Origin of the sequence: Paraburkholderia sediminicola (assembly GCF_902859805.1) — a bacterium.
Lineage (GTDB): Bacteria > Pseudomonadota > Gammaproteobacteria > Burkholderiales > Burkholderiaceae > Paraburkholderia > Paraburkholderia sediminicola.
Genome location: NZ_CADIKC010000011.1, coordinates 1 through 24,270, shown reverse-complemented (window position 1 = coordinate 24,270; position 24,270 = coordinate 1). Strand labels below are relative to the sequence as shown.

The following is a 24,270-nucleotide window of genomic DNA, read 5'->3' as shown; positions in this document are numbered from 1 at the left end:
CACGGCACGAGCCGGCACTTGCGCCGACTTGCGGCGCTTAGGCCAGGCAGGCGTCCAGACCGTCGGTGATCAGGTCTTGCGGCAGTTCGATGCCGATGAACACCATCTTGTTGGTCTTCTTCTCGATCGGCTGCCATTTCGCGGCCAAGTCGCTGCCCATCATCTGATGCACGCCCTGGAACACGACCTTCCGGTCGACGCCCTTCATATACAGCACGCCCTTGTAGCGCAGCAGGCGTTCGCCGTAGATCTGCAGGATGCCGCCGAGGAAGTCCTCGAGCTTGTTCGGATCGAACGGGCGGTCGCTGCGGTAGACGAACGATTTGATCTTGTCGTCGTGGTGCGCGTGATGGTGATGCGCGTGGTCGTGGCCTTCGTGGTCGCACTTGCCGTGGTCGTGATCGCAGTTTTCGTGATCGTGGCCGTCGTGATCGGCATGGGTGTGGCCGTGCTCGTCATGCGCGTGAGCGTGGCTGTGCGCATGTTCGTCTTCAGCGAGGAAATCCGGATCGATTTCGAGCTTCGAATTGAGGTTGAAGCCGCGCAGATCGAAGATTTCCTTGATGTCCGCTTCGCCGAAATTGACGACCTTGATTGCCGCTCGCGGGTTCATGTGCAGCAGGCGATGGCGCAGATCGTCCAGGTGCTTTTCGTCGACCAGATCGGACTTGGTGATGAAGAGGCGATCGGCGAAACCGACCTGGCGCTGCACCACTTCATGCTCGTCCAGTTGGTGGTTCGCGTGCTTCGCGTCGACCAGTGTGATGATCGCGTCGAGCAGGAATTCGTTGGCGATCTGGTCGTCCATGAAGAACGTCTGCGCGACTGGGCCCGGATTGGCGAGGCCGGTGGTTTCGATCACGACACGATCGAAATCCAGTTCGCCGGACTGCTTCTTCGCCGCCAGATCGCCGAGTACGCGCGACAGGTCGCCGCGGATCGTGCAGCAGATGCAGCCGTTGCTCATCTGGATGATCTGCTCGCTCGTGTCCTGAACGAGGATTTCGTTGTCGATGTTCTCTTCGCCGAACTCGTTCTCGATCACGGCGATCTTCATGCCGTGCTTTTCGTTCAGGATGCGCTTGAGCAGGGTGGTTTTGCCGCTGCCGAGAAAGCCGGTCAGGATGGTGACTGGGATCATGTTGGTCGCCTTGTACGTGAGTCTGTGCGTAATCGAATTTACCGCGCGAATTTACTGCGCAAATTTACAGCGCGAGTGTGCAGCGAATCCGGTTTGCCGGGCGTGGCAGCCTGACGGCGCGCGACCCGATCTAGCCGGATATTGAAACATATCTGTCAAGCCGGCGCTGGCAGCGGGGGCGAACCCCTTCGCCACACACGGGAAATAACCCTGAAGCTATGGGCGATCAGGCAATTTGCAACAGCAGGCCTTTCAAGTATTCGCCTTCGGGGAAAGCGGTGAGCAGCGGATGGTCGACCCCGGCGCCGAGGCGCTTGAGAATCCGTGCGTCGACACGCGCATCGGCGGCCGCACCGGACACGATTTTCTGGAACAGTTCGGAATCGATTGCGCCAGAGCACGAATAGGTGAACAGCAGGCCACCCGGGCGCAGCAGCTTCAGGCCGGTCAGGTTGATGTCCTTGTAGGCGCGCGAGGCGCGGTCCACGTGTTCACGCGACGGCGCGAATTTCGGCGGATCGAGCACGATCAGGTCGAAGCGTTCGCCTTCGTCGTAGAGGCGGCGGAGGGTTTTGAACGCGTCGGCGTCGAGCCAGGTGGCGCGTTCGGCGTCGAAACCGTTGGCGGCCACGTTCTGCTGTGCGATCGCGAGCGCGTCGCCCGACGAATCGATCGACACCACGCGCTTCGCCCCGCCTTTCAAGGCCGCCAGCGAGAAGCCGCCGGTGTAGCAGAAGCAGTTCAGCACGTCGCGATCTTTCGCCAGCTCCTGCACCAGCAGGCGGTTGTCGCGCTGGTCGACGTAGAAGCCGGTTTTGTGGCCGTTGCGCACATCAACGTGATAGCGCACGCCGTTTTCGCTCGCGATCAGTGCTTCAGACGGGGCCTCGCCTGCCAGCACGCCGGTGATCTGCTCGAGCCCTTCTTTCTGGCGGATCGACACGTCCGAGCGCTCGTAGACGTTCGGGCAGCCGGTCGCGTCGGTCAGCGCGGCGACGATCGCTTCCTTCCATGCTTCGACGCCCGTCGCCATGAACTGGCAGACCAGCTGGCTGCGCTGGCCTTCATCTTCGGCGATGTAGTGATCGACAATCAGGCCGGGCAGGCCGTCCGCTTCGCCGAAAATCAGCCGCACTGCGCCGGTGTTGTGCACCATCGTTTGACGATGCGCGAGCGCGCGCTGCACGCGGCGCTTGAAGAACGCGTGATCGATCGGCTCCATTTCGTCGAAGCTCCACACGCGTGCGCGAATCTGCGAATGCGGGCTGTAGGCCGCGCGGGCGAGGAAGCGGCCGTCGTGCGCGCGCACCAGCACGGTCGCGCCGGGCGCGGGATTGCCGTCGACTCGATCGATCACGTTGGCGTAGACCCACGGATGGCGGCGCAGCAGCGATTTTTCTTTCGACGGTTTGAGCGTAACGGTATTCATCAGGGTGTCAGCAGGAGCAGTAGGCCGCGTGGACAAAGAGGCACACGGCAGGTGAAGCGAAGGCGGAGACCGCAAGCCGTTAAAAGCAAAACAAACAGCAAAGTGCGGAATCAGTCGCGTTTTTTGGCGCGCGGATGCGCCTGATCGTAGACGTGCGCGAGATGCTGGAAATCGAGCGCGGTGTAGACCTGCGTGGCGGTGATGCTGGCGTGCCCGAGCAGTTCCTGTACGGCCCGCAGATCACCGCTCGATTGCAGCACGTGCGTGGCGAACGAATGCCGCAGCACGTGCGGATGCACATTGGCCGGAATACCGGCGACCAGCGCCGCGCGCTTCACGCGATCACGCACGACATTCGGCGACAGCCGGTTGCCGCGCGCCGACAGAAACAGCGGATGCGGATCGTGTTTCACCATCTGATCACGCACGGCGAGCCACGCGTTCAAGGCCTCGAGCGCCTTGCTGCCGACTGGCACGATGCGCCGCCGGTTGCCCTTGCCGAGCACTTCGACTTCGGCGGAATCGAGCTTGAGCCAACCTGCGGAACGGTAGCCGCCGGCGTCGGCAAAACGGGCGTCGAGGCCGACCAGTTCGGACAAACGCAGGCCCGACGAGTAGAACAGTTCGAGCATCGCGTGGTCGCGCAAACCTTCGGGCGTCGCGGCGGGCGGGCTCTCCATCAGGCGCGTGGCGTCGTCGACGGAAAGCGCCTTCGGCAGTGATTTGGCCTGCTTCGGCGCTCGCACGGTGGCGACCGGGTTGGCCGGCAGATCGACGCGGCCCGCAAACCAGCGGTAAAACGCTCGCCAGCACGACAGCCGATGGCTGATCGAGCGCGCCGTCAGTCCGCCGGCGTGCGCGCGTGAAACCGCGCCACGAATATCGACAGCGGTGAGGCTTTCGAGCGGCCGGCCTTTGGCCAGCAGTTTGAGCTCGCCGAGTTCGTGGGTGTAGCCGCGCAGCGTGTGCGCCGACAGTCGCCGCTCATGTTCGAGATTCGACAGATAGGCGGCAATCGGGTCGGCTTCGGTCACGATGGCCTTTGGCGGGATCGGCAGCTTGGCGGCTTTAGCGTGGCAGCAGACGGCTCAGCGCCGCGCTTGCCAACGCGCCGATCTGCGTCAGGAAATCGGTTGCCATGCCGTCGTGGAAGCGGCGGGCGTCGGCCGAACCCATCACCAGCAGGCCGAAGGTGGGTGCTTCTTCCTTGCCTTCGGGGTCGCGCAGTGCGAGCAGCGCAATCGACTCGGTGGCGTGCGCGGACTCGCCGGTACCGCTTGCGGACCCGTCGTCGCTCACCGCCGACACCGCCGGAACCAGCCACTGCGCGGCTTCGAAGCCGGTGTTCGCGCCACAGTACGGCGTGGTGAGGCTATTCGCGAAGATCCGCACTTCCTCGCCGACATGGCGTGCGAACTCGGCCTGTGCATACGGTTCGGAGACGTCCCAAACGCGCAGCGCGGCTTGCGGCACGTCGAAAATATCGCGCAAGCCGTTCGCGATCGTGCGCGGCAGCGCGTACGGATCGCGCTCGGCCATCACGCGGATGGTCCAGCGATTGAATTTCGAAGCGATGCTGTCGTTTTCGTGACCATATCGCAGCAGCTCGGCCAGACGCCGTTCGAGATGCTTGTTCTTGTCGCGCAGCATTTCCATCTGCCGTTCCTGCAGCGACACCGCGGCTTTGCCGTGCGGGTTCGCAAGCCGGATCGTCGCGAGCATTTCCGCGTGTTCGGCGAAGAATTCGGGGTTGGCGAGCAGATATTCGGCGACTTCGCGATCGTTCATGGTTTCGGCTAAAGGACTACGGGACGACGCCTTCGGGCGGCGCATCGGTCATGAGTTCGGTCAGCCGGTGAAAGCGCTGTTTCGTCCGGCTTTTCATCGGCTTCTTGCTTCTTCATCGGCCTATTCGAGGCCACTTGTCTGGTACAGCCTGGGCCGGTCGTTCGGCCGCTGAATCGGGTAGTGCGCTGGCGCGGGTCAGTCGGCCAGTTCGATCTCGCCTTCGAAGACGGTTGTCGCCGGTCCGGCCATCAGCAGCGGCGCGTCTTGCGAGCCGTCCCACGTGATGGTCAACTGGCCGCCATGCGTGTGCACGCGCACCGGCGCATCCAGCAGTCCGCGCCGAATGCCGGCAGCGACCGCCGCGCACGCACCCGTGCCGCACGCCAGCGTTTCGCCGGCGCCGCGTTCGTAGACCCGCAGCTTGATTTCGCTACGGCCAACGATCTGCATGAAGCCCGCGTTCACTCGCTGCGGGAAACGTGCATGCCGCTCGATCACCGGGCCTTCGACGAGCACCGGAAAATCTTCGACGTCGTCGACCACTTGCACCGCGTGCGGATTGCCCATCGACACCACCGAAATCCAGCGCGTCACGCCGCTCACGTCGAGCGGCCAGAGCGTGTCCGCGCCCTCGCGGCGGCCTTCGAGACCTTTGGTGGCGAACGGTACGTGCTCCGGTTCGAACACGGGAGCGCCCATGTCGACCAGCACTTCGCCGTTCTCCTGCATGGTCAGTTGAATGGTGCCGTTCTGCACTTGCACGCGCACGCTGCGCTTGTCGGTCAGGCCGTTGTCGCGCACGAACTTGACGAAGCAGCGCGCGCCGTTGCCGCAGTGCTCGACTTCGCCGCCGTCGCAATTGAAGATGCGATACCTGAAATCGACGCCATCCACGGTGGGCTTTTCGACCAGCAGCAACTGGTCGGCGCCGACGCCGAAATGCCGGTCCGCGAGCGCGCGCACCTGCGCCGGCGTCAGGTTGACCGGTTGGGTGTAGCCGTCGAGCACGACGAAGTCGTTGCCCGCGCCGTGCATCTTGGTGAATTTCAGTTTCATCACGCTATTGTAAGTGACGCGCCCGCAGGTGCGCCGAACGCCGTTTTATTTAAGCGTTCAGGCGCTTTTTTCGAAGGCCGCTCAGTAGACGCTCGGCTCGCCCGGCGGCCGGGTCTTGAAGCGCTTGTGCACCCAGTAGTACTGCTCGGGGATCAGCGGAATCTGCTCTTCGAGGAAGGCGTTCATGCGGCGCGCGTCGGCGTCGTCGTCGCCCGTGGGGTAGTTGTCCCACGGCTTGAAGACCTTCAGCCGGTAGCCCTTGTAGTTCGGCAGCACCTCGCCGATGAACGGCACGACCTGCGCGTGTCCGACCTTCGCAAGACGCCCCACAGCGGTTAGCGTGCAGGTCGGTATGCCGAAGAACGGTACAAAGGTGGAGTTGCGCGCGCCGTAGTCCATGTCGGCGCCGAGCATGACCGGCTTATGGTCGCGCAGCCAGCGCAGCACAATGCGCGCACTGTCGGCGCGGCTTGCCATGTCCGCGCCGAAGCGGCCGCGCGCGGCGATTGCCACGTCGTCGAGCACCTTGTTGGACATCGGTTGGTAAAGCGCGCCGCACTGCCGGTTCAACGCGTGGTTGATGAACACCGAGCCCGCTTCGATGCCGACGAAATGCGCGCCGAGCAACAGCGTGGGGGGCATGTCCGGGTCGCTCAGGTCGATCTCGCTGTCCACCTGCACAAGCTTTTCCAGCTTCTTTGCGGACCCGAACCACTGGACGCTGCGCTCGACATAGCTGCGGATCGCGTGGCGGAAGTGTTTCTGCGCGATCTCTTCGCGATGCTCGGCGCTCCACTCCGGGAAGCACAAGCTCAGATTAATGTGGACGATGCGCTTACGGTTGCTGGGGATCTGATAGAGCAGCCAGCCCAGCCCGTCGCCCAGTCGCGCAACGAAACCGTATGGCAGCAACGCCAGAAATTTCAGCAGTCCAATGGCCAGGTGGGCGCCAAGACGACTCAGCATGCCGCCCCTCCGTTTAGGGCGTCGAGCGACGCTTTGCTCAAGAAACCTGAAGACGGGTCGAAATACAGCACGGGTGATCACTCTGTGACAATCAAAGGAAGTCGCTATAATAAGGGCTTCGCCGAGTTAATAGACAACTTGCGGGGCGAAGCTGGCGGGTGCGATCCATGGGATAAGCCCCTTGCCGGTAAGGTAATCCGCTAAAGCGTCGCCGCTTCAAGGCTCCCGAAGCTGGCTACGTGAAACTCAACCGTAACCACAAAACAGGAGTCTGCAACGTGGCAAACGATTATCTCTTCACCTCCGAATCCGTGTCCGAAGGCCATCCCGACAAAGTCGCGGATCAGATCTCGGACGCCATCCTCGACGCCATCCTGACTCAGGACAAGTACTCGCGTGTCGCAGCCGAAACGCTGTGCAACACGGGTCTCGTCGTGTTGGCCGGTGAAATCACCACCACCGCGAACGTCGATTACATCCAGGTCGCGCGCAACACGATCAAGCGCATCGGCTACGACAACACCGATTACGGTATCGACTACCGCGGCTGCGCGGTGCTGGTGGCGTACGACAAGCAATCGCCGGACATCGCCCAGGGCGTGGACCGTGCGCACGACAACAACCTCGATCAAGGCGCTGGCGACCAAGGCCTGATGTTCGGTTATGCGTGTGAAGAAACGCCGGAACTGATGCCGCTGCCGATCCACCTGTCGCACCGTCTGGTGGAGCGTCAGGCGAATCTGCGCCGCGACGGCCGCCTGCCCTGGCTGCGTCCGGACGCGAAGTCGCAAGTCACCGTGCGTTATGTCGACGGCAAGCCGCACGCGATCGACACGGTCGTGCTGTCCACGCAGCATTCGCCGGACATCGATCTGGCCACGCTGCGCGAAGCCGTGATCGAAGAAGTCATCAAGCCGACGCTGCCGGCTGACCTGATCAAGGGCGACATCAAGTTCCTGGTGAACCCGACCGGCCGGTTCGTGATTGGCGGCCCGCAAGGCGATTGCGGTCTGACGGGCCGCAAGATCATTGTCGATACGTACGGCGGCGCAGCGCCGCACGGCGGCGGCGCGTTCTCGGGCAAGGATCCTTCGAAGGTCGACCGTTCGGCGGCGTATGCCGGCCGTTATGTCGCGAAGAACATCGTGGCGGCTGGTTTGGCGTCGCGCTGCCTGATTCAGGTGTCGTACGCAATCGGCGTTGCCCAGCCGACTTCGGTCATGGTCAACACGTTCGGCACGGGCCGCGTGTCGGATGCGACGATCACGAAGCTGGTGCTGGAGCATTTCGACCTGCGTCCGAAGGGCATCATCCAGATGCTCGACCTGCTGCGCCCGATCTACGAGAAGAGCGCGGCCTACGGTCACTTTGGCCGCGAAGAGCCGGAATTCACGTGGGAAGCCACGGACAAGGCTCTGGTGCTCGCCGAAGCTGCTGGCACCGAACCGGTTGTCGCGCTCGCCGAATAAGCGCACGCAGTCCGCTTCAACAAAAAACCCCGCCAGGCGCCAAGCCGGGCGGGGTTTTTTATTGCCTTTGCGGTGCGCCGCAGCTCATTCAGCCGCGCTCAGTCGGCCGCTCGTTCAGCCGCGCACTCAGTCCTTCAATTAGCGGCTCGCAAACGCGAACGCGAACCAGCCGCTGCTACCACTCGTCGACATCCGGCGCGGACGGCGGCTCGTACTTTGCGGGGCGACGACCGGCGCATTGCGCGTTGCGGTGAGGCGCAGCGGCGTCGGTTTGCGCAGCAACGTACGCAGCGAAAAACGGCGCGAGCTCCCTTGCAGGCGCAGCGCAGAGAAGAAGGTGTGGAACCACGTGCGAATGCCGTCGACCGCCTTGGCTTCACGCCATTGCTCGCCCAAAGCGCGAGTGCGGGTGGCATGGTGACGCAGTGCACGCACGACATGGCGGCGGGCCGGACGCGCCGCTTTCAATGCGGCGCGGGTAAGACGGGTGCTCAGAAGAGTATGCATGGCTTCACAAGTAGGCAACGTGTCGCGCGACGGAGTGTGCGCCAGAAGGAGCACCAAATGTGCCAACGGCGGTGTCGCGATGGACGGCGCGAAAGCCCGGAATTCGACTGGAAAGGACACGGAGGACGGCGGAGTCGGCCTTGGCGGCCTGTGCGTGCCGTAAAAGTGCGGGAAGAACGATCAACATGTGTGCAGGCTACACGTGATTCATGACGTCAGAAAGTCGGTTTTTACCCTGCGAATACGGGTTTTTACGGGGGTGAACGCGTTGCGCGAGTTTGCGGGGTCGCGCCCTTTGCGGTCGATTTTCGTGCGTGCTTGCCCAGACAGCGTGCCATGCAAATCGCCCATGCGCTTGAAAGTAGTGCGTAAGGCCTCGGCTTCCCGGCAGGTGAAACAGCGCGCAGTCCGATCGCGCCCGTTTTACAATCGAGCATCAGTCAGTCGAAAGTAACGGAACACCATGTCACTTCACTCGAAGAAAGAGCAGATTCAAACGTTGCGGGAGCAGGGATTTGTCGTCGTGCCGGGACTGGTTTCGCCCGAGCGTTGCGCTGAACTGAAGCAGATTGCAGAGCGCCAGCTGCAGGAAGCGGCCACGCCAATCGAATTCGAAGCGGATCTGCGCTATCCGGGCGCACCGGACTCCAAACACGCGCCGGGTGGGCATACGGTTCGCCGTTTGCTGGATGCGTACGGGCGCCATCCGCATTTTGCGCAATGGGCCACCGCGCCGGAAATTCGCGGCTGGATGGAGTTGTATTTCGGCGAGGAGCCGCGCTTATCGCGGGCGCATCACAATTGCATGATGACCAAGCACCCTGCCTATGGCAGCTTGACCGGCTGGCATCGTGACGTGAGGTATTGGTCGTTCGAGCGTGACGACCTGGTGTCGGTGTGGCTCGCGGTCGGCTCGGAGACGGTCGACAACGGTGCGTTGTGGCTGGTGCCGAAGTCGCACAGCGCCGCCTTCACGTCCGACCGCTTCGACGAGGCCAAGTTTTTCCGCTCCGATCTGGAAGAAAATCAGGCGTTGATTCGCACTGCGGTTTCGCCCGAACTCAAGGCCGGCGACGTGGTGTTCTTTCATTGCAACACGTTGCATTCGGCCGGCAAGAATCTCAGCGATCAGGTGAAATTTTCTCTGGTGTTCACCTATCACGGGGCGAGCAATGTGCCCCTGCCGGGATCCCGTTCGGCGGCCAAGCCCGAAATTGCCTTTTAAGTTTTTTTGCCTCGCGCGGGGCGGGGCCCGTTGGTCCAGCGCCGCGCAAGGTACCCGGGACGCTCTAGCGCTTGCGCCCGGAAACAGCCACTCCGGTCAGGCCGGCAATCGTGGCGATAACGCCGCCCACAATCAGCATGATCGCCTTGTTGGTGGGAGATCCGGTGAACACGCGGGACACCTCGCTGCTGACCGAGTTGAACGCCTGCCCGCCGAAATACAACAACACGATACCGCCGACAATCAGCGCGATTGAAATCGCCTTCGTCATGAAACCATCCCTCCGCTAAGCTTTGATCGGCCAAAGTGTAGGGGAGCCGCAAGCGGTCGTCCATCCCGCATACTGGGCGCCTGCACGCATCGCGGCGATTGGCTACCATAGCGGTCTGGCCTCACCCATACCTGAATATAAAACCTGCACGCCTCCCGCAGCATGTGATTTCCTCACGCCCGTGATCGCTGGGCGACTTCAACATCAAGGACACTAGCAATGGCTTACGAAGCAGCTTCAGAACGCTATTCGGACATGAAATACCGCGTCTGCGGCAAGTCGGGTCTCAAACTGCCGGCGCTGTCGCTGGGCCTGTGGCACAACTTCGGCGATACCACGCCGATCTCCACGCAGCGCGACATCCTGCGCACGGCCTTCGATCTGGGCATCACGCATTTCGACCTCGCCAACAACTACGGCCCCCCGTACGGCAGCGCTGAAACCAATTTCGGCCGGCTCTTCAAGGACGACTTCAAGCCGTATCGCGACGAACTGCTGATTTCGTCGAAGGCAGGTTGGGACATGTGGCCGGGTCCGTACGGTCAGGGCGGCGGCTCGCGCAAATACGTGCTGGCGAGTCTCGATCAGAGCCTGCAGCGCATGGGCCTCGACTACGTCGATATCTTCTATTCGCATCGTTTCGATGCCGATACACCGCTCGAAGAAACCGCCGGTGCATTGGCAACCGCCGTGCAGCAGGGCAAGGCGCTGTACATCGGGATTTCGTCATACTCGGCCACCAAGACGCTCGAAATGGCAAAGTTGCTCGCCGAGTACAAGGTGCCGCTCCTGATCCATCAGCCGGCATACAACATGCTCAACCGCTGGATCGAACAGGAATTGCTGGACACGCTCGAGAAAGTCGGCGCGGGCGCCATCGCGTTCACGCCGCTCGCGCAGGGCTTGCTCACCGGCAAATATCTGAACGGCGTGCCGGAAGACGCGCGCGTCAACAAGCCGGGCGGCGGTTCGTTGAAGCAGGAACATCTGAGCCCGCAAAACATCGAGCACGTGCGCAAGCTCAACGACATCGCGCAGCGTCGCGGACAAAGCCTCGCGCAGATGGCGCTCGCCTGGGCGCTGCGCGATCCGCGCGTCACGTCGGTGCTGATCGGCGCAAGCCGCGCGGAACAGGTGCGTGAGAATGTCGGCGCGCTGAAGAATCTCGCGTTCTCGAAGGAAGAGCTGGCGGAGATCGATCGTTACGCGACCGAAGGCGGCATCAACCTGTGGGAAAAACCGTCGACGGATCAGGCGATCTGATCCCGCAGCGTTTCAGGTTGTAGAGACACGCAGTAGAGACACGCCGTAGAAACGAAAAAAGCCGCCCGTGAGGCGGCTTTTTTTAACTCAGTTCGGAGAGCACACGCTTCCCGCGCAATGGCCGAAGCGACTGCGTTCAGTCGACCGAACCATCGGCGAAGCGCATAGGCCGCCTTCGCCGGACCCCGCTACACTAGCGCAGGCAAGCCTTCGACCAGCACGACCGCGAACACCACGCCGATGAGCGCGCCAAGCACGCGTAACGCGTTGTGTCGAAATTCCGTCTTGCAGGGGAGCGCGCCGACAAACAGGGCGCCGGCCAGCGCCATCGGAATGACCAGGATGAAATCGCCGATCGTAAAGTAGGTCGTCATACCCGTCTCCTTATGTAATACCAACGCGGGCAGCGGCTCGATTTCTGGAGTCATGCACTGCCAGCGGTCGATTCGAGTATAGGCGACGGTTAGATCAACATAACAACGTATTGCGGCGCTGCAGCGCGTCTTCGCAGGCTGCTGAACCCAATGCCGCAAGGGTCGCCGCGATTGGCGCGTTGCAGCAAAAACCCCGTAAAAAATGAAGTATTTGCTTACACGCGCCTTACTTTCCGAGCTTGTTTGATGCGCTGCGGATGGTTCTCGCGTAACCGGGGTACGCACCATGCAGGCGCTGTTTCACGCTGCCTCCGGGTCGTCAGGTTTCCCCAAAGTCGATCGGCAGCGCTCCTTCATGCCGCGATCCGTTCGCGCCGACGCAAGCGCATGGCCGCAACGAGGCCTACGACAAGCAGCACGCCGACCAATCCGGCGACGCCGTTCCAGCCATAACCCGCCCATACGCGCCCGCCATAAGAACCGACCACGCTCGAACCGATGTAATACGCGAGCAGATACAGCGCGGCCGCCTGGCCTTTTGCTTCTTTGGCGAGGCGTCCGACCCAGCCGCTTGCCACCGAGTGTCCGGCGAAAAAGCCGAACGTGACGAAAGCAATGCCGGTCGCAATAGCCGCCAGCGGATGCAGCATCGTGAGTGCGAGTCCACATGCCATCAGCAGCAAGCTGGCGGTCAGCACGCGCGCCCGGCCGAAGGTGTCGGCCATGCGGCCCGACCACGGCGAGGCAACCACGCCCGTCAGATAGACGACGAAAATCGCGCCGATCTCCGTCTGACTCAGCAGGTAAGGCGGCGCGAGCAGCCGGTAACCTATGTAGTTGTAGAGCGTGACGAAGCTGCCCATCAGCACGAAGCCGAGTAGAAACAGCAGCGGCAAGCCGGGCCGCGTGAATTGCCTGAGCAGCGCAGTGCGGTGATGGGCAAAGCCGAGCCCGCGGCGCGGTACGAAGTGGCGCGAAGGCGGCAGCAAGGCGCGAAACGCGAGCATCGACAGAATGCCGAGCACGCCGATCGTTCCGATTGCCACACGCCACGAAAACAGATCCGCGACCACGCCGGTAATCACGCGCCCGGCCATCCCGCCGATCGCCGTGCCACCCACATACAAGCCCATCGCCAGACCAAGCCCATCCGGGTGCACTTCTTCCGCGAGGTACGCCATCGCGACAGCGGGCACGCCACCGAGCGCGAGACCCTCGAGCGTGCGCAACACGAGCAATTGATGCCAGTGCGGCGCGATCGATACGCCGATCGTCAGCAGCGCCGACAGCGTGAGCGATGCGGTCATCAGCTTGTGACGGCTCCAGCCTTCCGAGACAAACCCGGCCACGAATATGGCGAGCGCGAGCGCGGCAGTTGTCACTGATAGCGACAAGCTGCTTTGTGCCGGCGTTACGTTGAACGCCGTAGAGAACGCCGGCAGCAATGGCTGTACGCAATACAGCAGTGAGAAGGTGGCGTAACCCGCGAACAGCAGTGCGACGCTGGCGCGCCAATAGGCGCGCGTGCCACGTTCGAGATAGGGAATGTCAGAGACGCCAGGCACAGCAGCGGAGGTGAAAGAAGCAGACGAAACGGGAACAGCCGAAGCAGCAGTCCGGTGGGAGTCCGGCGATGCGGTCACGAAAAAATCTCCTTGGGGAGCGCAAAATACTCAAAGGAGTTAAGGATACGCTGAAAAATTCAACTATGCGCCGCAGCGTCGCTCGCGGGTGCTGCGGGATGCACGATCTGTTCGTCGCTCGGCAAGGCGGACGCGTCCCAACCGCCGCCCAATGCCTTGATCAACGCCACGCTCGCGGCCATGCGGCGGCGCGCGATCGACACTGCATTCCGCTCGTTGCTGAGCGCGGTGGTTTGCGCGACCACGACGTCGAGATACGTGATCGCGCCGTTTTTATAGCGATTCGACACGACCGCCAGCGAACGCTGCGCGGCGGTCACGGCGTCGTCCTGCGCGGCGGCTTCCTGTTCGAGTACGCGCAATGCGGCGAGATTATCTTCGACCTGACCGAATGCCGTCAGCACCGTTTGGCGGTACTGCGCGACGCTTTCGTCGTAGTGCGCACGGGCCTGTTCTTTCACCGATGCACGTCCGCCGAAGTCGAGCAGCGTGCCAGCCAGCGTCGGCCCGAGCGACCACAGGCGGCTCGGCGCCATCAGCCATTGGCTGTAGTTGGTTGCTTCTAGCCCACCCGTCACCGACAAAATCAGGTTCGGAAAGAATGCCGCCGTCGCCACGCCGATCTGCGCGTTCATATCGGCGACGTGCCGCTCTGCCGACGCGATGTCGGGCCTTCGTTCGAGCAACGCGGATGGCACGCCGGCCGTCGCGACCACCGGCACGGCCGTGAGCGGCGCAACCGGCAGGGAAAACGTCGAGGGCGTCTGCCCGACCAGGATCGCGATCGCGTGCTCGAGTTGCGCGCGCTGCACGCCGAGGTCGAGCGCTTGCGCCTGAGTGGTTTGCAACTGCGTCTGCGCCTCTCCGACATCGGCGTCGGTAGCGATGCCGCCGGCGTAACGGTGTTCCGTCAGATCGAGTGCTTCCTTGTAGGCCTTGATCGTGTCGTCGAGAAGTTGGCGTTCCTGATCGAGACCGCGGAGTTCGAAGTAGTCCGTTGCCAGTTCGGCCTGCATCGAGAGGAGCACGGCTTGCGAATCGGCGGCGCTCGCCTGCGCTTCGGCTTTCGCGCCTTCGACGCTGCGCGACACGCGGCCCCACAAGTCCGGTTCCCACGACGCGTCGGCTTGCACGAGGTAATCGTTCAGCGTGAGACCGGCGGTCGATTTGTGCAGCACATTTGATGAGGACCGCGCGCGTGAATAGTCTCCGTTCGCGCTGACGACAGGGAAGAAGTTCGATCGGTATTGCGCAACTGTCGCGCGAGCGGCGCGAAAGCGCGCCTCGGCAGCCTGCACGTTCTGGTTCGCGCTCGCGACCTGCGGTTCGAGTACATCGAGCGTCGGGTCCGCGTAGACGTTCCACCACGCGCCGCGCGTGAAGGTGTCGGCGGGTTGCGCAGGTTTCCAGCCGGTGCCTTCGAGTTCCTTGTAGGTCGCGGCGGTGACCGCTGGTGGTTTGACGTAGTCGGGGCCCACGGTGCAGGCGGTGAGCGTGAGGACAAAGACCGACGCTGCGGCAAGCAGCGAGCTGCGTGCAAACGGCGGCCCGAAATGGCGGCGTGATACTGGCGCGCTCACAGGGACATCCTCGTTGATTGCAGGCTGGCGACGTGCGTAATTGGCGCGCTTGCGGCTGCTGCACCGGAGGCACCCGCAGCGCCCTCCGCATTCGAAGCACCCGCTGCGCTACCCGAGCCGGCCCCCGCTTTTGCCGGCACGATCCGCACAGGCGCCCCGTCGACGATCGAATCTTGCGGATTCAGAATCACCTGTTCGTCACCCTGCAAACCGGATGCGATTGCCACGCGTGTGCCGAAGTCCGTTCCGAGCGAAACCGGCAGCAGCTTCACTTTGTGCTGTTGATCCACGGTGGCCACTTTCACGCCGTCCGGGCGAAACAGCAACGCGTTGCCAGGCAGCGTAAACGGCGCGGCGCCGGCACCCAAAGCGAAATGCACCTGCGCGTATGCGCCCGGCAGCAGATCGCCATTGCGATTGTCGACATCGACTTCGACGAGCATGGTCCGCTGTTGCGGATCGACGGCGCCGGAGGTGCGCGCCACGGTGCCAGGATAATGTTTCGACGGCGTCTCGGTCAGTGTCAGAAACGCCGTTTGCTGCGCGCGGACCTGTTGTGCATAGGCCTGCGGCACGTTCACGTACACACGCAATCTGTCCGCCTGTGCGACATGGAACAGTTCCTTCGCCGGACCGCCGGAACTGCCCGCGTCGATCAATGCGCCGACGTCGACATTGCGTGCCGTCACGATCCCGTCGAACGGCGCGTAGACCTTCTGGAACGACTGCGTCTTCTCCAACCGCGCTACGTTGAAACGAGCCGCATCTAATGTGCCTTTCTTCGCGAGCATGTCGCCGACCTTCTCGTCGGTTTCCTGCTTCGAGACGGATTTGCTCTTCAGCATGTCAGTCCAACGGTCGGCGGTGCTTTTCGCGAGCGCGTAGTTGGCGTTGGCATTCGCGAGGTCGGCGCGGGCGGCGCGCAGTTGATCGTCCACTTCCGGCGTGTCGATTTCCGCGAGCAACTGGCCGCTCTTGACGTGCGCGCCGATGTCCGCGTACCACTTCTTCAGATAGCCGTTGGTGCGTGCGTAAATCGGCGTGTCGAGAAACGCCTGCACGTTGCCGGGCAACACGAGATCGAGTCCCGCGGTCGACTTCTGCGGACGCACGACTTCGACGCTCGTTTGACTGGCGTGCTCGGCATCGCGCTCGAGTGCCGCATGGGCGTCATGGCGAGACCAGATACCTTGCGCCGCGAGCAGAACGATCACCACGACCACTGCCACGATTACCCAGCGTGCGCGTTTCCCTTTCGCTGGCTCGGGCGCGGCGTTGGATCCGACTGGACGTTTTCCTTCCATCAAGCTTCCCCTATCAGAATGCATGGGCAGTCGAAGCTGCCTCTTGTGTTTCGCGTTGCGTGTGCCGTGCGAGTCGTCATGGTTTTTGCACCACATGCTCGGCCGCCCGCTGACGCCGCGCCGCGAGCCGCCGGTAAATCATCGAAAAGACGACGGGCACGAAGATCAGCGTAGCTAAAGTGCCGACCGTCAAACCGCCGATCACCGCGCGCCCGAGCGGCGCATTCTGCTCGCCGCCTTCGCCGAGACCGGTCGCCATCGGCACCATACCGATCACCATCGCGAGCGCCGTCATCAGCACCGGGCGGAAACGCGTGAAGCCGGCCTCGATTGCCGCACGCGTCGCGTCGCCGTGTTCCAGCAGTTGTTCGCGTGCAAAGCTGATCACGAGAATCGAGTTCGCGGTGGCGATGCCGATACACATGATCGCGCCCGTCAGCGCCGGAATCGACAGCGTGGTGTGCGTGAGAAACAGCATCCACACGATGCCCGCGAGCGCGCCCGGCAGCGCTGTGATGATGATGAAGGGATCGAGCCACGACTGGAAATTCACTACGATCAGCAGATACACCAGCAGGATCGCAAATACCAAACCCGCGAACAGGCCCGAAAACGAATCGTTCATGGTCTGCACCTGGCCGCGGACTTCGATGGTTGAGCTTTTGGGGAGATCGGCTTTGGCGTTGTCGATGATCTTGCCGATGTCGTCGGAGACGCCGCCGAGATCGCGGCCGTCGGCGGTGCCGAAAATATCGATGGTGGTCTGCGCGTTGTAGTGCGTGAGCACCGCGTTGCCCGCTTCGCGTTTCATCGTGGCGAGCGAGCCGAGGATATTGCTGCGGCCGTTGGCATTCAGCGGAATGTTCGCGAGCGATTGCAGCGAATCGATCGTGTATTGCGGCGCTTCCGTGATCACGTTGTAGCTGACGCCGTTGCGCGGATTGAGCCAGAACGTCGGCGTGGTCTGCTGGCTGCCGGACAGTGTAATCAGCAGATCGCTTGCGATGTCGCGTTGCGAGAAGCCGGCTTGCTGCGCGCGTGTACGGTCCACGTCGATGAAGATGCGCGGCAGATCGGCGGGCTGCTGGATGCGGGCATCGGCAAGACCCGGCACGGTACGCAGCCGGTTCAGCAACTGCGCGGCGAACGCGCGATTGCCCGCGACGTCGCGCCCAACGATCTGAATGTCGATCGGCGAGGGCATGCCGAAGTTGAGTGTCTGACTGACGATATCCGCGGGCAGGAAGGCGAACTGCACGCCGGGGAATTCGTCGGTGAGCGTGCGCCGCAGTGTGCGCACGTAGTCGGCGCTCGGATGATGATCGGGATTCAGCGTAATGAGCACGTCCGAATCCGAGGTGCCGATCGTGCCGGTGTTGCTGTACGAGAGGTTAATGCCCGAAACCGGCAAGCCGATATTGTCGATGAGTGAATGCAACTCGCCCGGCGGTATCAACTGACGAATCCGCGTATCGACCCGATCGGTTACCACTGCGGTTTCTTCGACCCGCATGCCGGTTTTCGCACGCAGATGCAGCGCGATGGTGCCCGCATCGACTTGCGGGAAAAAGTCGCGGCCGAGAAACGGCATCAGCAACATCGACGCGCCACAGCAGACGAGAAACAGCGTCACGAATAGACCCGGTCGCGCAACCCGTGCCTCGAGAAACACGCGATAGCGATCGCGAAACCGTGCGAAGCCGCGCTCGAAGGCATAGTGCACGCGCATGAACGGATTGCGCATTTGCTCGGGCGCGTGATGCAGGTCCGCCGGTTTGTGGTGATGGCGCAGCAGGTACTTCGCCATGGTCGGCACGAGCGTACGCGAGAAGAAATACGAGGCCAGCATCGCGAACACCACCGCTTCGGCGAGCGGAATGAACAGGTAATGCGCGACGCCCGTCAGCAGAAACATCGGCACGAACACGATGCAGATCGATAAGGTCGAGACCAGTGTCGGAATCGCGATCTGATGCGCGCCGTCGAGAATCGCCTGCTCCAGCGTTTTGCCTTGTTCAAGTTGATGGCTGATGTTTTCGATCGCCACGGTAGCGTCGTCGACCAGAATGCCGACCGCGAGCGCGAGCCCGCCCAAGGTCATGATGTTGATGGTTTCGCCGAGCATCGACAGCGCGATGATCGAGGTGATCATCGACAGCGGAATCGACACGGCGATGATCAACGTCGCGCGCCAGTTGCCGAGGAACAGCAGAATCATCAGACCGGTCAGGCACGCGGCGATCAGCGCTTCACGCAGCACGCCCTGCACCGAGGCGCGCACGAATAGCGACTGATCGGCTACGGGATCGATGTTCAGCGAAGCCGGCACGAGATTGCGCAGCGTCGGCATCATCTTCTTGATACGGTCGACGATTTCGAGCGTGGACGTGTTGCCGCTTTTGTTGATGGTCAGCAAGGCGGCGCGCTGGCCGTTCACGCGCACGATGTTGGTTTGCGGCTGGAAGCCGTCGCGCACATGAGCGACGTCGCGGATATAAACGGTGCCGTTAGCGGTGGATTTGATCGGAATGTTATTGAGTCCGGCGAGCGAATCCGGGCTGCCGTTCATCTCCACGGAATATTCAGTCGAGCCGATTTTCGCGGTGCCCGAGGGCAGGATCAGATTCTGCGCGGTGACGGCGTTGACCACGTCCATCGGCGACAGATTGCGCTCCTGCAGCTTGCGCGAATCGATATCGACCATGATCTGACGCTGCTTGCCGCCGTACGGCAACGGTGCGGATGCGCCGGGCACGGTGGCGAGCTGCGTCTTCAGGAAGTTATTGCCGAAGTCATACAGCTCCTGCTCGGTGAGCGAAGCGGACGACAGCGCGAGGCGCAGGATCGGCACTGTCGAGGCGTTGTAGCGCAGGATATTCGGCGGCGTGATACCCGGCGGCAGTGAGCGCAATTGCGTCTGTGACAGCGCCGTGACTTCGGCGAGCGCTTCATCGATATTCGCGTGCGGTTGAAAAAAGATCTTGATCACCGCGATGCCGTTCAGCGAGGTCGACTCGGTGTGCTCGATATCGTTGACCGCTACCGACAGCCCGCGCTCGTAGTTGAGCACGATGCGTTTTTCCATTTCGTCGGCGGGCAGGCCGTTGTACGACCAGATCACCGACAGCACCGGAATGTCGATATTTGGGAAAATGTCGGTCGGCGTGCGCAGGATCGTCAGCGGACCGACGATCAGCAAAAGCAGGGCCAGCACGACGAAGGTATAGGGGCGCCGCAGCGCCAGACGAACGATCCACATGGCTAGTGAAGGGGATGAAAGCCGACGCCGCCGGTGTGGCGCACACGGTGGCCCTGAGGCATGCCGCCAAGGCGGCCGGCTGTCGCAACGGGCGGATTCAGAGGATCGTTCTGACGGTGCATGATTTTGATATATCGCCCCGGCTGGGTTTATGATGGTCTCGTTACGACGCTTTACGCCCAGATCATCGGCCCGGCGCGCTGTAATGGGAATAGGGCGAAACGACGGGTGAAGAGCCCCGAGTTCGCGCTTTCCATGGCCCCGCAAAACGGGAACAATGACTCGAACCTCTCACGCGTCTTACGCGCAGCAGATTGGGTGCGTACGCAACGTTATCGGCGAAGCGGCGCTTTTATCATCACCTTGACCGGCGCGGAAACCATAAAGCCGGCTATGGGAGAAACGGGGAAACATCATGCAAATCGGTTCCATTGTCCGATCGGTGCATATCGCGGTGCCGCAGGGCGCACGCGGGATTGTCATGCGCATTCTCGGCGACATGGCTATGGTGGCCTGGTATGCCGGCGAACCCGGCACATCGGAGCATCTGAATACTGAACCCTTTTTCCTTGAAGATCTGATCGATACGGGCGAGCAGGTTCGCCCGTCTAGCGCACAGGTGCATTGAAGCTGGTTTGAGTCCGATTCATGGTGGTTGCAGGTGGCTGTAAGCCGCAAGGTGAGCCGACGCCCTCGTCTTTGACGGCGGCGCGGCGCACAATGCGGACATGAACGACGACATTTTCGACCCACAGGACGGCGCCGATAGCGCCGTGCCTTTCGCCCGGCTCAAGCCGGAAATCGTGCTCGACGCGCTCGACAGCGTGCTCAGCAGCGTCGGTGTGTACACCGACGGCCGCATGCTGCCGCTCAACAGCTACGAGAACCGCGTGTACCAGGTGGGCGTGGAAGACGGGCCGCCGGTGGTCGCCAAGTTCTATCGTCCCGAGCGTTGGACCGACGCCGCTATTCTCGAAGAACATGCCTTTGTCGCCGATCTTGCCGCGCGTGAGATTCCGGCCGTGCCCGCGCGTGTTTTCGAAGGTCGCACGCTGCATACCTTCGACGGTTTCCGCTTCTCGATCTTCGAACGCCGCGGCGGCCGCGCGCCCGATCTGGACCGTCGCGATACGCTCGAATGGCTGGGGCGTTTCATCGGCCGCATCCATGCGGTTGGACAGACGCAGAACTACACCGAACGCCCGACGCTCGACATCAACACGTTCGGCTACGAACCGCGCGACTTCCTGCTATCGCACAACTTTGTACCCGACGATGTGCGCACCGCGTGGCAGACCGTGGTGAATCTCGCGCTTGAAGCCGTCGAGCGCGCCTTCGAGCGTGCCGGCGATATTCGCATGTTGCGAATGCACGGCGATTGTCATCCGAGCAATGTGTTGTGGACCGACGCAGGTCCGCATTTCGTCGACTTCGACGATAGCCGCATGGGGCCGGCAGTGCAGGATTTGTGGCTGCTGCTGCCGGGCGATCGCGTCGAGGCTTCGCGTGCGCTGGCGGATCTGCTCGCGGGTTACGAAGACTTCTGCGACTTCGAGCCGCGCGAACTGTATCTCGTCGAAGCGTTGCGCACGCTGCGGCTGATTCACTACCAGGCGTGGCTCGCGCGCCGCTGGGACGACCCGGCGTTTCCGGCGGCGTTTCCGTGGTTCAACACGCAGCGCTATTGGGAAGATCGCATCCTCGAACTGCGCGAGCAGCTCGGCGCGATGGAGGAAGGGCCGCTCTGGCCGGTTTGAGCGGCAGCGGTCTTACGGCGCCTGCGACGCCACGCTCGACGACTCCACCAGCGTCGATTTGACGATCACTTCGGCGCGCACGTCGCGCCCGATCGCTTCGATCGCGGGGCGCATTTTCGCGAAGTCGTCGGGCGTGCAGACCTCGCTGTCGAAATGGGTGGCGCCGTCGCGCGTCATCGTCACCACGTTGCTGAGCGGATCGAACGTGTACTGCGACTGGAAATCGACGAAGCGGTCCTGGGTTCGTTTCGCTTCAGGCATCTCCAGCACGTGGAAATTCGCGGGCAATTCAATGCGCGCGCGTTCATGCAACGCCAGGTTGTGGCAGACGAATGGCTGCGTGCGCTGCCGTTCGCCGAGCCAGTAGCGGGTGTCCGCCTCGAACCCGCCGGCCATACTCGTCAGCGCCGGAATCGATGCCGCGGCGCCCGGCACCACCAGACTTTCGAGCGTGCCTTTCATGGTGATCGTCAGCGGGCCGTCGGCGACGGTGAGGTCGCTGGTGGTCAGCGTGGCGGTGCCGCGCAGGTTGGCGCTGCGCAGCTCCGCCTGGATCGAGTCCTCACGTTGCGCGGGCGTCTGCGTGCGCAACATCGCGCGCGCCTGTTCGGCCGTGGCGCCCGATGCTTCCAGCCGATAGGTGAAGCTCGCCGAGCCATCCGGTTCGAGCTTGATCGACAGGTCGGTGCTGCGCGTCATCAACTCGGTGGCCGGCGTTTGCGCGACCACCCCCTGATTGACGAGGACGGTAGGCCGGTTCATGTCGGACGACGGCAAAAAGCCGAACTCGACATTCGACGCGGTCGAGTCCACGTATTGCTGCAAATCCGGCAGCCAGGTGATCACGTGATTGATGACGCCGTAGCCCGGCACGCTCGGCAAGGTGTAGATCGAGCCACTGCTGATCAAGGCCGGTTCGTTGCGAACGCCGACGGCGTCGAGCATCGCGCCGTACAACGCGACGTGATCCTTGCAGTCGCCATAACGGTTCGCGAGGATCGCGCTTGCACTGTGCGGCACCACCGAACCGCGCCCGACATAGATCGCTACATAGCGGACGTTGCGGCGCACCCAGTCGTACAGCGTTTTGGCTTTGTCGTGCGGGGTGTGGTCGCGCGCGGTGAGGTTTTGCGCAAGACGCGTGACGGCGCTGTCGCGCGCGCTCGGGTCGGCGGCGGACGACCGGTAGCTGGCGGCGAAAGCGGCGTAGTCCGGAAAGGTCGAGACCATGAGCCGGTCGCCGTACGACACGTACGCGATCGAGCCGCGCTCCAGACGGCTGAAATGCGCCTTGTCGTAACGGTATTCGTAGCGTGTGCGGCCGTCACGCGTAACCGGTTGAAGCGCGGTGAAGCCGCGTGCGTCGGCATAAAGCGGCTTGCCGGCGGGCAGATCGTAGATGAGGTGAAAGTTGTGGGTCGGCGCGAGATCGGGCGGTGTGAAGTCGCTGAACTCGCCCGGCTCGATCGGCTGCTTTTGCGTCTTGCGATAGGTGAGGTGCACGCGCGAGCCGGGTTCGACGGCGGGGAACACGATCACCTTTTCCTGGATGTCCTGGAACATCGGCGCGTCGAACGAGCGCGCTTCCTGCACGTCGCGGATCTGATCGGGCTGCACGTCGTGACGCACGCCGTCGGCGGTGGTCGTGTAGGCCTCGATGATCTGCACGTCGGCCATATTGCGGTTGAACCAGACGTATTGCTGCGCCACTCGCGCGACGCCTGCTTCGTTGTTCACGTGCAGCGTCATCGAATCGAGCTTCGAGAAGGAGCCGTCTGCGTTGACGGTGAAGGTCTGCGTTTCACCTTCGTTGGTATAGGGATCGTCCAGTTTGGCCGCGATGCTCGCGCTCGCGCCATGGACGCCGGCAAGCCAGCCGAGAGAGGCAAGACAGACCAAAGAGGTGAGGCGCATGGCGGGCAGGTATCCGGAACGGCAACGTTGACGGGATCGCCAGTTAGAGTCGGTTTGCGCCGCACGGATGTCAAGGGGATACCGAGCATTGCGATTGAGCAAATGCCCTAACTGTGTAATGATAGCCATTCTCAATTGAAAGGCGCCGCCAGCTTTCTGTCACATTTCTCCTCCTCTGTGACTGCCAGCCAGCCTCTCAGCCGGACGGCCTGGACCGCAAGCCGGGTCTGTCCGGCCCTTCTTTTCGAACTTTCCTTTACCGCTGGTGAGCGCGAGCGCCTTGTCGCTGCCTGACGGCGGGGGTTTAACTTGCTGCGCCTGGAGCATGGATGTGAACGCGCCTGATTCGATCGATATGAAACCTCCTGCTGGTGGAGGCACGCAATACACGGCACATAGGCCGGAGCGCGGTCATCATCTGATGGACGACGCCGAGCAGGCGGCGCGGCGCCAGCGTTCGCGGCGGGCGAATTTCATCAAGTGGTTGCGCAAGGTGCACGGCTGGGTAGGTCTGTGGGGCGCGGTGTTGGGGCTGATGTTTGGTGCGACGGGGTTTTTGCTGAATCATCGGGGCGGACCGTTGAAGGTGTCGTCGGGCGAGCCTCAGGTCGAGGAGATGCAGATTCCCGTGCCGCAGAAGAAGCTGGGTTCGCCGATGGAGATGGCGAAGTGGCTCAAGGGCGAATTAAAGATCGACGGCAAGCCGGGGAAGGTGAAACGCGAGCCGGCGCATCCGGTGGCATGGGGGGATCGCAGTGCGATGCAGCCGGAGTTCTGGCAAGTCGGGATTTTTGGGCCGGGTCAGAATGTGCAGGCGGAGTATTGGGTTGGGAATGGGTTTGTAGCGGTGAAACGCACGCAGAATTCGTTTCTGACTACGATGAATAATTTGCATCGTGGTGTGGGGTTAAGTGTTGGATGGGTTTTGTTGATCGATACGATTGCTGGTGGAATGATTCTGCTGTCCCTGACTGGGGTCTTGTTGTGGACTGAGTTGAATAAGCGGCGGATTGTGGGTGTGGTGTTGGTTGGCGGCTCGGTGGTTGCCGCTGTGGTTTGTGGGTTAACGTGACTTGGGGTTTTTTGCCTGCTAGGCGCTTGTTTGGCCGTGTTCCTGGGGCTTTGGCCTTTCCTTGATTTGTTAGTGGTCTATTAGCGTTGCCCCTGTGCGGGGCGGCACCTACTTTTCTTTGCCTGCCGCAAAGAAAAGTAGGGCGGTTTCAAAATACAAGTGCAACAGCCTCAGTTAGGATGCGTTGCATGGGAAAAATATACGAACATCTGAGCGCCGAAGAGCGCGGCGTGATCTTTGCGATGAAGATGG

The 24,270-nt window shown here is 62.3% G+C and carries 21 protein-coding genes; 7 read left to right on the top strand and 14 right to left on the bottom strand.

All coding sequences use genetic code 11. The features are described from left to right. Positions 1-37: 37 nt before the first annotated feature. The 6 genes from R8871_RS30230 to R8871_RS30205 form a co-directional block, all read right to left on the bottom strand. Positions 38-1,141 (bottom strand): CobW family GTP-binding protein, encoded by a 1,104-nt coding sequence (locus tag R8871_RS30230; protein ID WP_175053755.1) that lies wholly within the window; start codon positions 1,139-1,141, stop codon positions 38-40. A gap of 226 nt (positions 1,142-1,367) precedes the next feature. After that, the gene (locus tag R8871_RS30225; protein ID WP_175053754.1) at positions 1,368-2,570 is read right to left on the bottom strand and encodes a class I SAM-dependent rRNA methyltransferase; all 1,203 of its coding nucleotides are present in this window, start codon (positions 2,568-2,570) and stop codon (positions 1,368-1,370) included. Between the two features lie 110 nt (positions 2,571-2,680). Next, a complete protein-coding gene (xerC, locus tag R8871_RS30220; protein WP_175053753.1) occupies positions 2,681-3,604 on the bottom strand; it encodes a tyrosine recombinase XerC in 924 nt (307 codons plus the stop codon). Positions 3,605-3,638: 34 nt separating this feature from the next. Then, positions 3,639-4,358 carry a DUF484 family protein gene (locus R8871_RS30215; protein WP_175053752.1) on the bottom strand — a complete coding sequence of 240 codons (720 nt, stop codon included), beginning with the start codon at positions 4,356-4,358 and terminating at the stop codon, positions 3,639-3,641. A gap of 195 nt (positions 4,359-4,553) precedes the next feature. Next, positions 4,554-5,414, bottom strand: coding sequence for a diaminopimelate epimerase (gene dapF, locus R8871_RS30210; RefSeq protein ID WP_175053751.1), 861 nt, complete (start codon positions 5,412-5,414; stop codon positions 4,554-4,556). Positions 5,415-5,495: 81 nt separating this feature from the next. Beyond that, complete coding sequence (locus R8871_RS30205; RefSeq protein WP_175053750.1) at positions 5,496-6,380, bottom strand: lipid A biosynthesis lauroyl acyltransferase; 885 nt, start codon at positions 6,378-6,380, stop codon at positions 5,496-5,498. Between the two features lie 278 nt (positions 6,381-6,658). On the opposite strand from R8871_RS30205, the gene metK reads away from it, so the two are divergent. After that, positions 6,659-7,849 carry a methionine adenosyltransferase gene (metK, locus tag R8871_RS30200; protein WP_097390919.1) on the top strand — a complete coding sequence of 397 codons (1,191 nt, stop codon included), beginning with the start codon at positions 6,659-6,661 and terminating at the stop codon, positions 7,847-7,849. 138 nt (positions 7,850-7,987) lie between these two features. Here the strand turns inward: metK and R8871_RS30195 are convergent, their stop codons facing one another. Next, a complete protein-coding gene (locus R8871_RS30195; protein ID WP_175053749.1) occupies positions 7,988-8,356 on the bottom strand; it encodes a hypothetical protein in 369 nt (122 codons plus the stop codon). On the opposite strand from R8871_RS30195, the gene R8871_RS30190 reads away from it, so the two are divergent. Beyond that, positions 8,355-8,519 (top strand): hypothetical protein, encoded by a 165-nt coding sequence (locus tag R8871_RS30190; RefSeq protein ID WP_175053748.1) that lies wholly within the window; start codon positions 8,355-8,357, stop codon positions 8,517-8,519. The two genes, R8871_RS30195 and R8871_RS30190, sit on opposite strands and share 2 nt — an antisense overlap. A 300-nt stretch (positions 8,520-8,819) precedes the next feature. Then, a complete protein-coding gene (locus R8871_RS30185; protein ID WP_175053747.1) occupies positions 8,820-9,581 on the top strand; it encodes a phytanoyl-CoA dioxygenase family protein in 762 nt (253 codons plus the stop codon). 64 nt (positions 9,582-9,645) lie between these two features. On the opposite strand, the gene R8871_RS30180 is transcribed toward R8871_RS30185, so the two are convergent. Further along, the gene (locus tag R8871_RS30180) at positions 9,646-9,852 is read right to left on the bottom strand and encodes a DUF3185 family protein (RefSeq protein ID WP_054037169.1); all 207 of its coding nucleotides are present in this window, start codon (positions 9,850-9,852) and stop codon (positions 9,646-9,648) included. A gap of 219 nt (positions 9,853-10,071) precedes the next feature. Here R8871_RS30180 and mgrA point away from each other — a divergent pair, with 219 nt between their 5' ends. Further along, on the top strand, positions 10,072-11,115 hold the full coding sequence (gene mgrA / locus R8871_RS30175; protein ID WP_093634658.1) for an L-glyceraldehyde 3-phosphate reductase: 1,044 nt from the start codon (positions 10,072-10,074) through the stop codon (positions 11,113-11,115). A gap of 188 nt (positions 11,116-11,303) precedes the next feature. Here the strand turns inward: mgrA and R8871_RS30170 are convergent, their stop codons facing one another. From R8871_RS30170 to R8871_RS30150, 5 genes are all read right to left on the bottom strand, one after another. After that, complete coding sequence (locus tag R8871_RS30170) at positions 11,304-11,489, bottom strand: hypothetical protein (protein WP_007179669.1); 186 nt, start codon at positions 11,487-11,489, stop codon at positions 11,304-11,306. A 353-nt stretch (positions 11,490-11,842) separates the two neighbouring features. After that, positions 11,843-13,132 (bottom strand): MFS transporter, encoded by a 1,290-nt coding sequence (locus R8871_RS30165; RefSeq protein WP_407673236.1) that lies wholly within the window; start codon positions 13,130-13,132, stop codon positions 11,843-11,845. A gap of 59 nt (positions 13,133-13,191) precedes the next feature. Continuing rightward, positions 13,192-14,712, bottom strand: coding sequence for an efflux transporter outer membrane subunit (locus R8871_RS30160; protein ID WP_407673235.1), 1,521 nt, complete (start codon positions 14,710-14,712; stop codon positions 13,192-13,194). Continuing rightward, positions 14,709-16,016, bottom strand: coding sequence for an efflux RND transporter periplasmic adaptor subunit (locus R8871_RS30155; RefSeq protein ID WP_175053746.1), 1,308 nt, complete (start codon positions 16,014-16,016; stop codon positions 14,709-14,711). The genes R8871_RS30160 and R8871_RS30155 overlap by 4 nt, the downstream gene beginning before the upstream one ends. A gap of 76 nt (positions 16,017-16,092) precedes the next feature. Next, positions 16,093-19,275 (bottom strand): efflux RND transporter permease subunit, encoded by a 3,183-nt coding sequence (locus R8871_RS30150; RefSeq protein WP_175053745.1) that lies wholly within the window; start codon positions 19,273-19,275, stop codon positions 16,093-16,095. A gap of 415 nt (positions 19,276-19,690) precedes the next feature. On the opposite strand from R8871_RS30150, the gene R8871_RS30145 reads away from it, so the two are divergent. Together R8871_RS30145 and R8871_RS30140 are read left to right on the top strand one after the other, a co-directional pair. Beyond that, a complete protein-coding gene (locus R8871_RS30145) occupies positions 19,691-19,903 on the top strand; it encodes a hypothetical protein (protein ID WP_035554043.1) in 213 nt (70 codons plus the stop codon). A 100-nt stretch (positions 19,904-20,003) separates the two neighbouring features. Continuing rightward, positions 20,004-21,032, top strand: a complete 1,029-nt coding sequence (locus R8871_RS30140; RefSeq protein WP_175053744.1) for a serine/threonine protein kinase — start codon at positions 20,004-20,006, stop codon at positions 21,030-21,032. 12 nt (positions 21,033-21,044) lie between these two features. Here the strand turns inward: R8871_RS30140 and R8871_RS30135 are convergent, their stop codons facing one another. Continuing rightward, the gene (locus R8871_RS30135) at positions 21,045-22,946 is read right to left on the bottom strand and encodes a DUF3857 domain-containing transglutaminase family protein (protein WP_175053743.1); all 1,902 of its coding nucleotides are present in this window, start codon (positions 22,944-22,946) and stop codon (positions 21,045-21,047) included. Between the two features lie 331 nt (positions 22,947-23,277). Between R8871_RS30135 and R8871_RS30130 the strand changes: the two genes are divergently transcribed. Continuing rightward, the gene (locus R8871_RS30130) at positions 23,278-24,018 is read left to right on the top strand and encodes a PepSY-associated TM helix domain-containing protein (RefSeq protein ID WP_175053742.1); all 741 of its coding nucleotides are present in this window, start codon (positions 23,278-23,280) and stop codon (positions 24,016-24,018) included. The last annotated feature ends 252 nt before the right edge of the window (positions 24,019-24,270 follow it).